Below are 13,784 nucleotides of genomic sequence, written 5' to 3'. Positions count from 1 at the left end.
ATATCCACGTGTTAGCAATCCCCCATGGACCTCGACCGCCTCTTCCGGGCGCTGGCCGATCCGACGCGGCGCCGCATGCTGGACGAGCTCACGGAGCGGGACGGCCAGACGCTGTTCGAGCTGCATGTCCGCCTGGTCAGTTGGCACGGGGCGAGCCTGTCCCGGCAAGCCCTGTCGAAGCATCTGCAGCTGCTGGAGGAGGCCGGGCTGGTCCGAACCGAATGGCGCTGGCGCAGCAAGCATCATTTCCTCGAAAGCTCGCCGCTGCGGCAGATGTGGGACGTGTGGATGCGGCCGCTGGCCGGGCCGCCGGAGAGGGAGAAGACGGATGCCGATCAAGATCGTCGTGACGAGCGTGCTGGTGGATGACCAGGAGAAGGCGCTGCGCTTCTACCGCGACATTCTCGGCTTCGAATTGAAGCACGACATCCCGCTGGGCCAGCATCGCTGGCTGACCCTGACCTCGCCCGGCGATCCCGATGGCGTCGAGCTTCTACTGGAACCGAGCGAGCATCCGGCGGCACAGCCCTGGAAGGACGCGCTCGTCGCCGACGGTATCCCGGCGACCTCGTTCGGGGTCGAGGACGTCCATGCCGAGCATCAGCGCCTGTCGGCGCTCGGCGTCGCCTTCACCCAGCCGCCGGTCCATCTCGGCCCGGTCAGCACCGCGGTCTTCGACGACAGCTGCGGCAACCTGATCCAGATCGCCCAGCGGCATTGAAGAGCCGGCCGCCACGGCGGCCCTCCCTCACCGCTCGGTGATCTTGAACTCGATCCTGCGGTTGCGACGCCAGGCGTCATCGTTGTTGGCGACGTCCAGCGGCTGGAACTCGCCGAAGCCGGTCGCGGCGATGCGGTCGGCCGGGATGCCCTTGCTGACGAGGTATTCGACCACGGCGACGGCGCGCGCCGTCGACAGGTTCCAGTTCGAGGGGAACTGGGCCGAGCGGATCGGCCGGTTGTCGGTATGGCCGTCGACGCGCAGGATCCAGGGCAGGTCCGGCGGCATTTCGCGGCCGAGATCGACGATGATGGCGCCAAGCTTGTCGAGCTCGCCGCGGCCTTCCGGCTTCAGCACGGCCTGGCCGGCATCGAAGAAGACCTCGGACTGGAAGACGAAGCGGTCGCCGACGACGCGGATGTCGGGCCTCGTGCCGAGCACCTGGCGCAGGCGGCCGAAGAAGTCGGAGCGATAGCGCGCCAGCTCCTGCACGCGCTGGGCCAGCGCGACGTTGAGGCGCGAACCAAGCTCGGAAATCCGCGTCTGCGATTCCTTGTCCTTGGCCTCGGCCGCGCCGATCGCCTCCTCCAGCGCCGCAAGCTGGCGGCGCATGGCGACGATCTGCTGGTTCACCATCTCGACGGTCGCCTGAGCCTTGGCGGAGAGCTGCTTTTCGGCGTCGAGCGCCTTCTGGGCCTCGGCGAGCTGGGCGGGGGCATTGCTGGCGGCGCCGTCCAGCAGGCTCTGGACGCGGGCACGCTCCGCCTGCTCGACGGTGAGCGAGGATTGCAGCAAAGCGAGCGAATCCTTGGCCTCCTTGCCGGTCGACCGTTCGAGCGCGAGCAGGTCGCTGAGCTCGGAGATCTGGCGGTTCAACCGGTCGAGCACCGTGTCCCGGCCGCTGATTTCCTGCGACAGGAAGAACTGGCCGAGGACGAAGACCGAGAGCAGGAAGACAATGCCGATCAGCATCGTCGAGAGCGCGTCGACGAAGCCCGGCCAGAAGTTGGTCTCTTCCCGGCGATGCGCGCGCGACAGGGCCATGCTCAGCCTTTCTTGCGATCAGCGCCTGCGATGCCGCAGCACCATGGCAGGGTCATGACTCACCGACGCGTTCGGCGGCGAGGCGCTCGATCAGGCGCTTCAAATCCTTCTCGCGTGCCGCCTGCGCCTCGACCCAGTCGCGGATCAATTGCTGCTCGGAGCGCATGTGCTGGACGAGGCCCTGAATGCCCTCGGCGAGATTGGCGAGCGCCTGCGTCGCGGCGCGATTGTTAGTCCCGTCCTGCATCGCCGCCTGGAGCTTGTCGAGACGCTCGACCACGACGTCGCCGGACGCGGGACCGGCCAGCGGCATCGCCAGCGGGGTCGTCGCCGAGTTCGCTGTGGCGGAGCCGAGATAGTCTTCGACCTCGTTGCGGAAGCGGCGCTGCGCCTGGCCGAGCTGAAGATCGAGAAAGCCGAGCAGAACCGCGCCCGCAATGCCGAACAGCGAAGCCGAGAAGGACAGGGCCATGCCGGCGAGCGGTGCAGCGAGGCCCGTCTTGAGCTCGTCGAAGAGCACGCCGGATTCCGCCCCGGTGCGCAGGCTCTTGATGACGTTGCCGATCGACGAGATCGTGTCGAGCAGGCCCCAGAACGTGCCGAGCAGGCCGAGAAAGACCAGGAGTCCGGCGATATAGCGCAGCACCTCGCGCCCGTCGTCGAGCCGGACCGCGATCGATTCGAGCAGCGTCGCAGCCTGCGCCGGGGCGAGCGTGCGACGCTCCAGCGCCGGCAGCACGGAGCCCAGCGGGCTGATCACCTGATTGCGCCGGATCGCCACTCCCGCCGGATTGGCGGCAAGACGGGTGGCGGCGCGCGCCTCGCTATCGACGCGCCAGAGTTCGCGCAGCGTGATCAGCACGCCGACGGTGAGCGCGCCCAGGATCAGTCCGTTGAGGCCGGGATTGGCCATCACGGCGGAGATGAGACTGGTGTGCAGGATGTAGACGAGGAAGCCGATCAGCGCGAGGAAGACCAGCGCGCGGAGGAAATAGCGCAGCGGACGAGAGAATCGGAAGGTCTGCGGCCTGTGCGTTGCCGTCGCCGAGATTCCCTGCGCCGGATTCTCCTGCGGCTGGACCTCCGGGGCCGCCTCGTCATTGGCCATGCCTGCTCATCCGATCCGGTTTCGTCGCGGCGGCGACTGTCGCCTCCCGCTAAGCAGGGATCAAGCCGAAAACGGTCCCCGTTCCGTCAAAGAACCGTCTTGAGGGCGGCGCGCAACGCCGGCTCGCCGGCTTCGTTGCCGCAGATCACGTCCTTGGCCGAGGTCGGCTGCTTGCCGTCGAGCGTGCCGAAAGTGCCGCCCGCCTCGCGGACCATCACCGCAGCGGCGCCGAAATCCCAGGTGTTGAGGCCGCGTTCCCAATAGGCGTCCATGCGACCGGCGGCGACATAGGCGATGTCGAGCGCGGCCGAGCCCATGCGCCGGACATTGGCGAAGCGGCTCATCACCGCCCCTAACTCTTTCAGGAAGAGCGGATGGCCACCCTTGCCGATATGCGGCACGCCCATGCCGATCAGCATGTCCGGCGATTCGCGGCGGCCGGAGACGCGCATGCGGCGGTTGTTGACATAGGCGCCCTTGCCCTTCTCGGCGATGAAGAGCTCGTCCTTGGCGGCGTCATAGACAACGCCGGCGATGAACTGGTTGTCGCGCTCCAGCGCCACCGAGATGTTCCAGTGCGGGATGCCACGCAGGAAGTTGTGGGTGCCGTCGAGCGGGTCGACATGCCAGCGATTGCTCTCGTCGGTCCCGGCGACGACACCGCTCTCTTCCATGACGAAGCCGTAGCCCGGCCGCGCCTTCTCCAGCGCCGCGCGCAGGATCTCTTCGGCCTTGTGGTCGGCCTTGGAAACAAAGTCGCCCGGGCCCTTGGCCAGAACCTGCAGATTCTCGACCTCGCCGAAATCGCGCTTCAGCGAACGCGACGCCTTCATCACGGCATCGGTCATCACGGTCATCAGGGGCGAGCGGATCATGGTCAAAACCTCCGGCGCTCGAAGCGCGGCAGAATGGAACGGACTATCAAAGAGCGGCAGTCGTTGGGCGGCGCCGGCTGCGCGGCGCGAATTCGCGCCGTCACTTGCTCGGTTGGCTCGGCGTCGTCAAGGCCGTGGCCTCGATCCGGTCGGCCGCGAGGCGGGCTGCACGGGCGCGCTGCTCCGGCGAAAGCCGCTCCAGCACCTGGTCGAGCGTGGCGTCGGAAAGGCCCTGCGCGCGGGCTGCGAGATGCCAGGCCGCAGCTTCCGAAAGGTCCGGCGAGATGGCGCGGCCGAACTGGTAGAGCTTGGCCAGCCGGTTCTGGGCGATGGCATTGCCCTTGTTGGCGGCGCGGATGAAAAGCTTCACCGCGGCGCGCTCGTCCTTGGCGACGCCGTCGCCGTTGAACAGCATGATCGCGTACTCGACTTCGCCGGCGATCAGCCCGCTGGCGGCGGCCTTGCCCATCCACTCGGCCGCCATGCCGTCATCCTGCGGCACACCGCGGCCCATCTTGTAGAGAATGGCGAGAGCATGCTGGGCATCGCCGAGATCGGCGGCGGCAGCGACCCTGAGGCAGCCTATGGCCCGCTGATCATCCTGCGGCCTGCCCGTCGCCAGCAGCGCGATGGCGAGATTGTAGTTGGCGGCGGGATGGCCGGCCGCAGCGGCCTTCTCCAGCAGGGCGCCGGCTGCTTTCGGGTCACGCGTCACACCGCGGCCTTCCAGCATCGCCATAGCGAGCGCGAACATGGCGCTGACATCGCCCTTGTCGGCTGCGAACCGGTACCAGTCGGCAGCGGCCCTGGCGTCGTCACGGACACCGAGGCCCTGGCGATAGATCTCGCCGAGCAGCGTCATCGCCGCAGCGTCGTTCGGATCGGCCTCGAGCCGCTTCAGAGCCTCCGCCTGGGCCCGCCGATAATGTCCGGCCTGATAGGCGCCGTAAGCGAGGTCCAGCACCGGCCCCGCCGCGGCCGCCGGTAGGGCAAGCGTCAAGGCGAGCGCGGCGAGCGCAAGCCTCATCGCGTCGTCCTGCGGGCGTGCTGGGCCGTTATCGCAGCATCGGCCTCGGCGACCGCAGCGCGGATGTCGACGCCCTCGGCGAAAACCCATTCGCCGAGCGCGACGAACTCGGCGCCAGTCTCGATCAGGGTCGGAACGGACTCGGCGTCCGGGCAATAGGCGATGCAGGGCGTCTCGAAGATCTCGGCCCACCAGGACGCGCGCTCGATCACCGCCGGCAGAGGCGGGAGCGAACCATCCGGTCGCGGCTCGCCAAACATGACGTAATCGACGCCGGCCTCGCCCATATCCATCGCGTCATGACGCGAGCGCAGGCCCCCAGCCCCGATGATGCGCTCCTGCTTCAGGCTGGAGCGCGCCTCGGCGATCACGTCGGCACCTTGGGTCAAATGGACGCCATCGGCGCCGCCGCGGCTGGCGACCTGGGCCGAGGCCTCGACCACCAGAGCGACGTTCTGCGCCTGCACCGGCGGAGCCAGCGCCTTGACCCGTTCGGTCAGGCTGCGCTCGTCGCCGGGCGCGAGCCGCAGCAGCACGGCGGCGACATCGCCGCCGGCGAAGGCCTGCATCAGGCGAAAGGTGATCGCGCCGGGATCCAGGATCGGCGGCGTGACGAGCATCAGGCGGGTGCGGGGCAGGTTCGTAGTCATGATCTTGCGCGCAAACGGCCTGCGGCGTGATCCAATGTCAAGACCATAAGCCCTGCGACCAGGCTCCAGAAGGCGGAACCGACGCCGAACAGCGACAGGCTGGAAGCGGCAACGGCGAAGGTGACGACGGCGGCGAAGCGGTCCTTGTCGCTTCCCATCGCCTGGCCGAGCGCTCCCGTCAGCGAGCCGACGAGACCGAGGCCGGCGACCGCGACGATCAGCGCTTTCGGCATGGCGAGGATCAGCGCGAGCAGGAGGCCGGCAGTCGCCGCAATGGCGAGCCAGAAGAACCCGTACCAGATCCCGGCCTTCCAGCGCTCTTTCGGATCGGGATGGGTATCGGCGCCGGTGCAGATCGAGGCGCTGATCGCCGCCATGTTGACCATGTGCGCACCGGTCGGCGCCGTCAGGAAGGACATCAGCCCGGTGACGAACAGGCAGGACGCCGTCGGCGGCTGGTAGCCGGAGGCGCGCAACACGGCAAAGCCCGGCAGGTTCTGCGCCGCCATGGTGACGAGATAGAGCGGGATGCCGATGCCGACGATCGCTGTCAGGTCGAGATGCGGGACGATCAGCTCGATATGGGTCAGCGCCACCGGCCCGGCCGGCAGCGTCGCGGTACCGGTGGCGAAGGCGAGCGCCAGGCCGGCAGCAAGCGCAGCGATGACGCCGAGAAAGGGATTCCACAGCCGCGCCAGCAGGAAGACGACGAGCAGCGTCAGCACCAAAGCCGGCTGCAGCTTCATCTCGTCGAAGACCGCGACGACGAAGCGGAAGATCACGCCGGCGAGCATGGCCGCGGCGATGCTCATCGGAATCCGCTCGACCAGCGCGCCGAGCGGGCGGAAGGCGGCGGTCGCCATCATCAGCGCGGCGGCGGCGAGAAAGGCTCCGACGGCCGAGGCCATGTCGATGCCGCTCGCAGCCGCGATCAGCGCCGCGCCCGGTGTCGACCAGGCGCAGATGATCGGCATGCGGTGCCGCCAGGAGAGGATGAGGCTGGCGAGCCCCTTGGCGATGGCGAGCCCGGCGAGCCATGAGACGGTCTGCCCCGGCGTCGCACCGAGCGCCTGCGCGGCGGCAAGCACCACCGCGACCGAAGCCGCATAGCCGACGAAGACGGCGACGACGGCGGAAAAGAGCTGCGACATCAGCCGCCCTGCTGATCCCAGGCGACCGGCCAGGTCTCGGCGAGCGTCGCGCCAAGACGCACCGGCCAGGCTGCCTTGGCGAGGCCGGTGCGGTCATCGGTCTCGACGGCGATACCCGACAGCGTGCCCTCGCCGAGCGCCGGCTCCAGCCGCGAACCCGGCGTCTTCTGCAGGAAGCGGCGGATCGCCTCCTCCTTCTGCATGCCGAGGATCGACTCGTAGTCGCCGCACATGCCGGCATCGCTCTGGTAGGCGGTGCCGGCCGGCAGCACGCGTGTATCGGAAGTCGGGACATGGGTATGCGTGCCGACGACCAGGCTGGCGCGGCCGTCGAGATAATAGGCCATGGCAAGCTTCTCGCTGGTCGCCTCGGCATGGACGTCGACGATGACCGCATCCGCTGCATCTCCCAGCGGGCAGGCGGCGAGCTCGCGCTCGAGCGCGGCGAAGGGATCGTCGAGCGCATCCATGAACAGCCGGCCCATGACGTTGACGACGAGGACGCGCGCACCGTTCCGCGCCTCGATCACGGTCGCACCACGACCGGGCGTGCCGGGTGGATAGTTTGCCGGCCGGATCAGGCGCGGCTGGCGCTCGATGAAGACCATCGCCTCGCGCTGGTCCCAGGAATGGTTGCCGAGCGTGATGACGTCGGCGCCGGCGGCAAGCGTCTCGTCGCAGATCGCTTCGGTGATGCCGAAACCGCCAGCGGAGTTCTCGCCATTGATGACGACGCAATCGAGCTTCCAGCGCTCACGCAGGCCAGGCAGGCGATCCTGTACGGCGAGGCGGCCGGCGCGCCCGACGATGTCGCCGAGAAAAAGTAGACGCATGACACTATCCAGTGATTGGGCCGCCGCATGGCAGCCCGTTCCGTCGCGCTTTCACCAAAGATGCCGTCGTCCCGGCCAGAGCGGCGAGGTCGCGCAGGACTTCGCGGTTTTGAGGAAAGCACGGCGGGACAACTGCGTCTTGAATGAAAGACGCTTGCTAATGACGTGATCACCGCAGCGAAATCAACCGCAGCAGATCGCCTCGTCCTGCGTGACGACCCAGTCGAGGCGGCGGTCGTGCGCCTCGGCGGGAACTTCGGCGATCTCCTGCGCGGCATAGGCGATGCCGATGGTCAGGGCCGGCTCGAGCTCGGCAATGGCGCGGTCGTAATAGCCCTTGCCGTAGCCGATGCGGTAGCCGCGCCGGTCGAAGGCGGCGAGCGGGACGATCAGGATCGCAGGCCTCACCTCAGGCTCTTCCGGGCCCGGCACCAGCGTGCCGAAGCCGCCGGGCACGATCGGCTCCCAGGGCGCCCAGCGCCGGAACAGCATGCGCTTCTCGACGATCGCCGGCAGGCAGAGCGGCAGTCCACGCTCGTGCAGGGCTTCCAGGATCGGGCGCGGATCGGCCTCCGAGCGCATCGGCCAGTAAGCGGAGACAGGCCCTTCCTTGAACACCGGCAGGGCCAAAGCGCGCGCGACGATGGCCTCGTCCCAGATCAGGCGGTCGTCGAGTTCAAGGGCGTCGCGCCGGGCGAGCGCCTCGGCACGCAGCGCCGCCTTGCGCGGAGAGGGAATGGGAGAGACGGCATCGGTCATCGGAAGTGCGGAGCCACCTTGGCCGTGGAGATTTCGATCCCGGGACACCTACAAAGTAGGTGGGCGCCGTGTGTCCGGGTCCAGGGACCCGGTCAGGGACAGCTCCCTAGGGAGTCGTATGGGCCCGGGAATACATAACTCGCACGCACCAGGCAGCCCCGCCAAGCCAAGGTAGGATGCATGCCGGCAAAGCGCCAGAGGTGTTTGGTGGAGGGTGCGGGAATTTCGTGCCGTCAGGCACCCCGCGCGATACCGTGCCGGATCACGCGGTCGATCAGGTCGGGATAGGCGATGCCGCTGGCGGCGAGTGCCTTGGGAAACATGCTGATGTCGGTGAAGCCGGGAATGGTGTTGATCTCGTTGACCAGCGCACTGCCATCCGGCCGCAGGAAAAAGTCGACGCGCGCCATGCCGTCGCAGCCGAGCGCATAGAAAGCGCGCTTCGCCAGAACCTGCAGATTGGCGACCGTCTCCTCGGGCAGATCAGCTGGAACCTCGACGCGGGCGCCGTCCTCGTCGAGATATTTGGCCTCGTAGGTGTAGAAGCCGTGGCTCGCAGCAGCGACGATCTCGCCCGGCAGCGAGACGATCGTCTCACCATCGGCCTGCTCCAGCACACTGAGCTCGATCTCGCGGCCTTCGATGAACTCCTCGACCAGGACCACGCGATCATGCCGGAAGGCCTCGGCGAGTGCCGCCGCGAAAGCCTCGGCGCTCGTCGCCTTGCTGACGCCGACCGAGGAACCCTGCCGGGCCGGCTTGACGAACAGAGGCAGGCCGAGCGCGGCGCTGGCTTGCTCGAAGCTCAGCGTCTCGCCTTGGCGAATGGTGAGCGAACGGGCAACGCCGAGGCCAGCCTCGCGCAGGAGCCGCTTGGCGATGTCCTTGTCGAGTGCATTGGCCGAGCCGACGATGCCGCAGCCGGCGAGCGGGATGCCGGCGACCTGGGCCAGGCCCTGGACCGAACCATCCTCGCCGTCGAGGCCGTGCAGCACCGGGAAGAGCACGTCGATCTTCTGGAGCGCCTGCGGCGCGGCGCCGTCCTGCAGGCGCAGGAGGCGCCCGCCCCCGCCGGGCAGCAGGCAGAGCTCGGCGCCGTCCTGCGGGATCGGATCGGGCAGGACGCCGTTTTGCAATTCGAGCTCGCGCCATTGCCCGGCCTTGGTGATCTGGATCGGCACGACGTCGTATCGCGCCTTGTCGATCGCCTTCACCACATTGGTGGCAGACATCAGCGAGACCTCGTGCTCGGCCGACTTGCCACCGAGGAGAACCGCCACCCGCACCCTGTCGCTCATCGTCCCTGCCTTCATCGACTCATCTCAGCTGCGAGCGTCAGTCGGGGATGATTGAGGAATTGCAAAGGCAGGCCGGATAAAAAAGGGAGCCGGGTTAGACAGGCCTCCGGTCGATCAATTCAAAGCTGTTCTGGCAACCCCTGCAACTTCACGTTTCCAGAGATTCACTCGGTGGCCGCGGCCCAAGCCAAAATAGCTTGGTCCACAAGATAAAATATGCCGCGTACCAACCGAAAAACATTGACATTCTTGTCATTTGCGAACGTGAATGAGCAGTACTCCCAAGCAATTGAGCACCATCTATCTCAATCTTTTTTGCCATAAGAACAAATAAAAACCCAATAAAGAGAAAAACTAAAGTCACGATCTTAAATTCAATAATTTTTTCTTGATGATAAGTTTTGTGCATAAGATATGCAGCGATTATAATCCAGAAAATTATATAAATAATCCATTTGAAAATTATATCTTCAAAAAGGGATGGAATTAGCGCAGTAACGACAAAATCAACAATCAGAAGCGCAATGGCAGTCCGCGTTGTTTCGGCAGGGAATCTTAATTTCAGTGCCTTCATCGAATTGATGTCTGCATCTGCTTCTCAAAATCAACCCGTCTGCCCCGGCAGCAGGCTCCGCGCCACCCCCTCGATGCGCTCGGCGGCAGCGACGAGGGCAGCCGCCGCCTTCTCTTCGACCTCGCCGGCGCGCTGGTCGGCGCTACCCGCATCGCCCTGGATCGATTGCAGCCGGCCTTCGAGCGTCTCGACCTTCTTCTTCAGCTCGCTGACCTCGTCGGCGACCATCAGCGCCGCCATGACGTGCAGGCGCATGTCGCCGATCTCGCCGAAGGCCTGGCGCATCTCCTCGATCTTGCCGTCATAGAGTTGCGCGAGCGCCTCCAGATGCGGCTCTTCGCCCTCGCCGCACGCCATGCGGTAGGCCTTGCCGGAGATGGTGACGTTGACCTGGGGCATCAGGCGTCCTGTTCGGCTTCTTCGTCAGGGCGGACTTCGACGCGCGCGATAACCTCTGCGAGCGCCGTCATGGCGCGGTCGAGCTTGCGATCGACCTCTTCCGCGACGCCCTGGACCTGGCCGATCCGGGCCATGGCACCGTCCAGCTCGACCGCGAGGCGAGCTCGGTCATCCTGCATCAGGGTCAGCTCGGTTTCGAGATTGCCGCGGCCGCGCTCGACCTCTAGCCGCCTGCGGGCGGCTGCTTCGAGCTGGCCGAGCGCGCTTTCGAGGCGCGACAGGGCGTGATCCAGTCCTGGAGACGCCACGCTTCCTCCTCTGCTGGCCGGCCAAGCCGGCTCATCCGATTCGGAAGCCTAGTTTAACAAATATGAGCGTGGAAAGCGCTTCGGGTGTCCCGAGGGCCCGCGCAGGAACCTCGGCAGTGGATATCCTGCATTCAGCGACGGTGCAGATGGGTCGAAACGACGAGCGAGCCGCTTCAGCGCAGCAGACCGAGCCGCGCCTGCAGGCTTTCGAGCTGGCCGCGCACCGGGTTCACCGCGACGGGTCGGCCCGTACCCGACATCTGCTCCTCGAGATGGCGAATGCGCTCCTGCAGGCGGCTCGAATGGGCGACGAGATCGCGCAGGCGCTGCGGCAGGCGCTCCGCCTCGGCGCTGGTCGGCTGCAGCATCGACTCGGCGATGCGCACCTTGTTGTGCTCGTTGCGCGCCTGCTCGGCGCTCATCTCGCCCTCGGCGACGGCACGCTGCACCAGCAGCCAGGAGGCGATCTGCATCAGGCGCGTGGTCAGGCGCATGCTCTCGGTCGCATAGGTCAGCGAGACCTCGCGCGGCAGCGCCGCCGACTCGGTGCGCCCGTCGCCATCGAGATAGGAAGCGGTCGCCTCGACCAGCCCCATCCCCTCGCGGAACAACTGCATGAACGCGTCCGACTTGACGAAGCCGCGCGCAAAAGAGATCGCGCCGTCCTCGGCCGCGGGCCTCAGCATCGTCAAATCGGTCATACCCTGTCTCCAATCGGCACAATGGCGCGCGAATGAAGGACGCGACGCCGACTCCTGCCGGGACATCGCAAGGATAACGCCACAGCGTTGTCTGCGCCGCGGTAACGTGTCGTTAAGGTTAACGGTGCCATGGTCCGGCCCGGCGACGCCCCCGCCCGCTCGGCCAAGCCGAGCCGCAGGCAAAAAAAGAGCCGCCCCGAAGGCGGCTCGAAGGTCAACAGGGAGGCGTCAAACAGAGTGGGCAGGAGCCACTCGACATCCAGACAAACTGGATGATGCGATTCATACTTTGGAATCGTTAAGCGACCGTTAACGCCGCCCGAAAATGCGACAAATTCGAACGATCCTGATCCAAACCTGGATTGCTAGCGCGTGACCGTCAGCTTGAGGCCGAAACGCTCGCTCACGAAGCGCTCGCCGAGCGAATAGCGATAGGTGCCGCCAAGGCTGATGCTGGGCGCGATCTCGCGCCGGATCTCGATGCTGTGACCGCCGAGCACCGCGACCGGCGCCTGCATGATCAGGACAGTCTGCGGCCAGCGCAGCTGCAGGGCGGCCAGCGGCTTTCCGCCATCCTCGCGCAAGCCGAGATTGGCGATGTCCTCGTCGGCAAGAGCCGGAGCGGCGGCCAGCAATGCAATGGCGAGCGCAAGGAAGCGCATCGTCTCTCTCCTGTCGAAAGGCAGGCGTGCCGTCGAGACAGCGCAAGCTGTCACGTCGGCATCCTCCACCTGCTGTCATTGTCGGAAGTGGCCCGGTCGAGGCATTCGCATCGACACCGGCGAGCGGCACCTGGCCGCCTTCTGTCCACGCCCACAGGATAGGCGCTTCGGCCCACCAGGCGAAGATGAATATCCGTTCATTGGCTGGCGCATCTTGTCGCGTGGCGGGAAGGACTCAACCTTCCCGCAAAGTGCCGCCGGCCCTGCCTTCGCGGTTGACGGCCGCGGTTTCGCCTCAAGCCTTCGCCTTGAAGAAGGCATCGGCGGCCGAGCGCGAGGCCGCCTTCTTCTCCCGCGCTTCCTGCAGCCGCGCGACCTCCGCTTCGAGGAGCGCGATCCGCTCGTCGAGCTCGGCGACAGCCAGCTGCGACAGGTCCTGCCCGATCTCGTGAGCCCGCTTCGGCAGCGGGCGATCGTCGTCGAGAAATCCAGCCATCGTAGCCTCGCCTTGCATCCTCCGGACGTGGGAGCTTAATCGGATGCGAAAGCCAGCACCACAGGATGCCCATCATGACAGCCCTGCCCGCGATGATGACCGCCATCGGCTTCGATGCCCCCGGCGGTCCGGATGTTTTGAAACCGCAGCAGCGCCCGGTTCCGCAGCCTGGTCCCGGCCAGCTCCTGGTCCATGTCGCGGTCGCCGGCGTCAATCGGCCTGACGTGCTGCAGCGCATGGGCGGCTATGCTCCGCCCCCCGGCGCCTCCGACATCCCCGGTCTCGAGATCGCCGGCCGCATCGTCGCCCTCGGCGAAGGCGGGTCGCGCTACGAGGTCGGCGATCAGGTCTGCGCGCTCGTCGCTGGCGGCGGCTATGCTGAATACGCCGTGGTCCATGAGGACAATGCCCTGCCGATCCCGGCCGGGCTGTCGCTGGAGGAAGCCGGCGCGATCCCGGAGACCTATTTCACCGTCTGGACCAATGTTTTCCAGCGCGGCGGATTGAAGAAGGGCGAGAGCTTCATGGTGCATGGCGGCACCTCGGGCATCGGCACCACCGCGATCCAGCTCGCCAAGGCCTTTGGCGCGACCGTGCTGGCCACTGCAGGGTCGGACGAAAAATGCACCGCCTGCCGCGACCTCGGCGCCGACCACGCCATCAACTACCGCACCGAGGATTTCGTCGCCGCGGCGAAGGCGGCGACCGGCGGGCGCGGCGTCAACCTGATCCTCGACATGGTCGGCGGCGACTACATCAACCGCAACTACGACGCCGCCGCCGAGAGCGGCCGCATCGTCCAGATCGCCTTCCTCAATGGGCCGAAGGCCGAGGTCAATTTCAGCCGCCTGATGATGAAACGCCTGACTCATACCGGCTCGACGCTGCGACCGCGCACGATCGCCGAGAAAGCCGCGATCGCGCGCGAGCTCGAAGACAGGGTCTGGCCGCTGCTGACGGAAGGGCGCTGCAAGCCGGTGATTCACGCCCGCTTCCCGCTGGGGCAGGCTGCGGAGGCGCACGCGCTGATGGAAAGCAACGCCCATATCGGCAAGATCGTGCTGACGGTGTGACCTCTGTCTCTGCTTTCCATGGACAGCGATCCCAGCTTTGCCTATAAGGCGCGCCATCCTCCTCATCGTCGATGATTTGGATGACCGGCCGGGGCGGCCGGTCGG

18 protein-coding genes and 1 other RNA gene are annotated in these 13,784 nt (G+C 66.6%); 3 read left to right on the top strand and 16 right to left on the bottom strand.

Annotated features, from left to right (window positions below; translation table 11 throughout):
* The first annotated feature begins 24 nt into the window (after window positions 1-24).
* Window positions 25-369 carry an ArsR/SmtB family transcription factor gene (locus B6S44_RS27070; RefSeq protein ID WP_129159951.1) on the top strand — a complete coding sequence of 115 codons (345 nt, stop codon included), beginning with the start codon at window positions 25-27 and terminating at the stop codon, window positions 367-369.
* A complete protein-coding gene (locus B6S44_RS27065; RefSeq protein ID WP_248309780.1) occupies window positions 329-721 on the top strand; it encodes a VOC family protein in 393 nt (130 codons plus the stop codon). The genes B6S44_RS27070 and B6S44_RS27065 overlap by 41 nt, the downstream gene beginning before the upstream one ends.
* A gap of 27 nt (window positions 722-748) precedes the next feature.
* Here B6S44_RS27065 and B6S44_RS27060 read toward each other — a convergent pair whose 3' ends face one another.
* The 16 genes from B6S44_RS27060 to B6S44_RS26985 form a co-directional block, all read right to left on the bottom strand.
* The gene (locus B6S44_RS27060; RefSeq protein ID WP_129159950.1) at window positions 749-1,765 is read right to left on the bottom strand and encodes a peptidoglycan -binding protein; all 1,017 of its coding nucleotides are present in this window, start codon (window positions 1,763-1,765) and stop codon (window positions 749-751) included.
* A 52-nt stretch (window positions 1,766-1,817) separates the two neighbouring features.
* Window positions 1,818-2,873 (bottom strand): MotA/TolQ/ExbB proton channel family protein, encoded by a 1,056-nt coding sequence (locus tag B6S44_RS27055; protein ID WP_129159949.1) that lies wholly within the window; start codon window positions 2,871-2,873, stop codon window positions 1,818-1,820.
* Between the two features lie 86 nt (window positions 2,874-2,959).
* Window positions 2,960-3,748 carry an inositol monophosphatase family protein gene (locus B6S44_RS27050; protein ID WP_129159948.1) on the bottom strand — a complete coding sequence of 263 codons (789 nt, stop codon included), beginning with the start codon at window positions 3,746-3,748 and terminating at the stop codon, window positions 2,960-2,962.
* A 100-nt stretch (window positions 3,749-3,848) separates the two neighbouring features.
* Window positions 3,849-4,775 (bottom strand): tetratricopeptide repeat protein, encoded by a 927-nt coding sequence (locus B6S44_RS27045; protein ID WP_164985978.1) that lies wholly within the window; start codon window positions 4,773-4,775, stop codon window positions 3,849-3,851.
* Window positions 4,772-5,425: a thiamine phosphate synthase gene (locus B6S44_RS27040; protein ID WP_129159946.1), complete on the bottom strand. Its 654-nt coding sequence runs from the start codon at window positions 5,423-5,425 to the stop codon at window positions 4,772-4,774. Before B6S44_RS27040 ends, B6S44_RS27045 begins: the two co-directional genes overlap by 4 nt.
* Window positions 5,422-6,576, bottom strand: a complete 1,155-nt coding sequence (locus tag B6S44_RS27035; protein WP_129159945.1) for a benzoate/H(+) symporter BenE family transporter — start codon at window positions 6,574-6,576, stop codon at window positions 5,422-5,424. The genes B6S44_RS27040 and B6S44_RS27035 overlap by 4 nt, the downstream gene beginning before the upstream one ends.
* Window positions 6,576-7,409: a TIGR00282 family metallophosphoesterase gene (locus tag B6S44_RS27030; RefSeq protein ID WP_129159944.1), complete on the bottom strand. Its 834-nt coding sequence runs from the start codon at window positions 7,407-7,409 to the stop codon at window positions 6,576-6,578. The genes B6S44_RS27035 and B6S44_RS27030 overlap by 1 nt, the downstream gene beginning before the upstream one ends.
* A gap of 183 nt (window positions 7,410-7,592) precedes the next feature.
* Window positions 7,593-8,168 carry a 5-formyltetrahydrofolate cyclo-ligase gene (locus B6S44_RS27025; RefSeq protein ID WP_129159943.1) on the bottom strand — a complete coding sequence of 192 codons (576 nt, stop codon included), beginning with the start codon at window positions 8,166-8,168 and terminating at the stop codon, window positions 7,593-7,595.
* Window positions 8,169-8,174: 6 nt separating this feature from the next.
* Window positions 8,175-8,330, bottom strand: a non-coding RNA gene (ssrS, locus tag B6S44_RS27020) — 6S RNA.
* A 71-nt stretch (window positions 8,331-8,401) separates the two neighbouring features.
* Window positions 8,402-9,466, bottom strand: a complete 1,065-nt coding sequence (locus B6S44_RS27015) for a D-alanine--D-alanine ligase family protein (RefSeq protein WP_129159942.1) — start codon at window positions 9,464-9,466, stop codon at window positions 8,402-8,404.
* 148 nt (window positions 9,467-9,614) lie between these two features.
* Window positions 9,615-10,040, bottom strand: a complete 426-nt coding sequence (locus tag B6S44_RS27010) for a hypothetical protein (RefSeq protein WP_129159941.1) — start codon at window positions 10,038-10,040, stop codon at window positions 9,615-9,617.
* A 30-nt stretch (window positions 10,041-10,070) separates the two neighbouring features.
* Window positions 10,071-10,439, bottom strand: a complete 369-nt coding sequence (locus tag B6S44_RS27005; RefSeq protein WP_129159940.1) for a cell division protein ZapA — start codon at window positions 10,437-10,439, stop codon at window positions 10,071-10,073.
* Window positions 10,439-10,747, bottom strand: a complete 309-nt coding sequence (locus tag B6S44_RS27000) for a DUF4164 domain-containing protein (protein WP_248309779.1) — start codon at window positions 10,745-10,747, stop codon at window positions 10,439-10,441. Before B6S44_RS27000 ends, B6S44_RS27005 begins: the two co-directional genes overlap by 1 nt.
* 173 nt (window positions 10,748-10,920) lie before the next feature.
* Complete coding sequence (rcdA, locus tag B6S44_RS26995; protein WP_206735249.1) at window positions 10,921-11,448, bottom strand: protease adaptor protein RcdA; 528 nt, start codon at window positions 11,446-11,448, stop codon at window positions 10,921-10,923.
* Between the two features lie 365 nt (window positions 11,449-11,813).
* On the bottom strand, window positions 11,814-12,164 hold the full coding sequence (locus tag B6S44_RS26990; RefSeq protein ID WP_129159939.1) for a hypothetical protein: 351 nt from the start codon (window positions 12,162-12,164) through the stop codon (window positions 11,814-11,816).
* A gap of 241 nt (window positions 12,165-12,405) precedes the next feature.
* Window positions 12,406-12,606, bottom strand: coding sequence for a DUF1192 domain-containing protein (locus tag B6S44_RS26985; RefSeq protein WP_129159938.1), 201 nt, complete (start codon window positions 12,604-12,606; stop codon window positions 12,406-12,408).
* 71 nt (window positions 12,607-12,677) lie between these two features.
* Here B6S44_RS26985 and B6S44_RS26980 point away from each other — a divergent pair, with 71 nt between their 5' ends.
* On the top strand, window positions 12,678-13,679 hold the full coding sequence (locus tag B6S44_RS26980; protein WP_206735257.1) for an NAD(P)H-quinone oxidoreductase: 1,002 nt from the start codon (window positions 12,678-12,680) through the stop codon (window positions 13,677-13,679).
* Window positions 13,680-13,784: the final 105 nt, after the last annotated feature.

The sequence above is a fragment of the Allobosea sp. Tri-44 genome (assembly GCF_004123845.1).
Lineage (GTDB): Bacteria > Pseudomonadota > Alphaproteobacteria > Rhizobiales > Beijerinckiaceae > Allobosea.
This window is presented reverse-complemented; position numbering and strand designations above follow the sequence as displayed.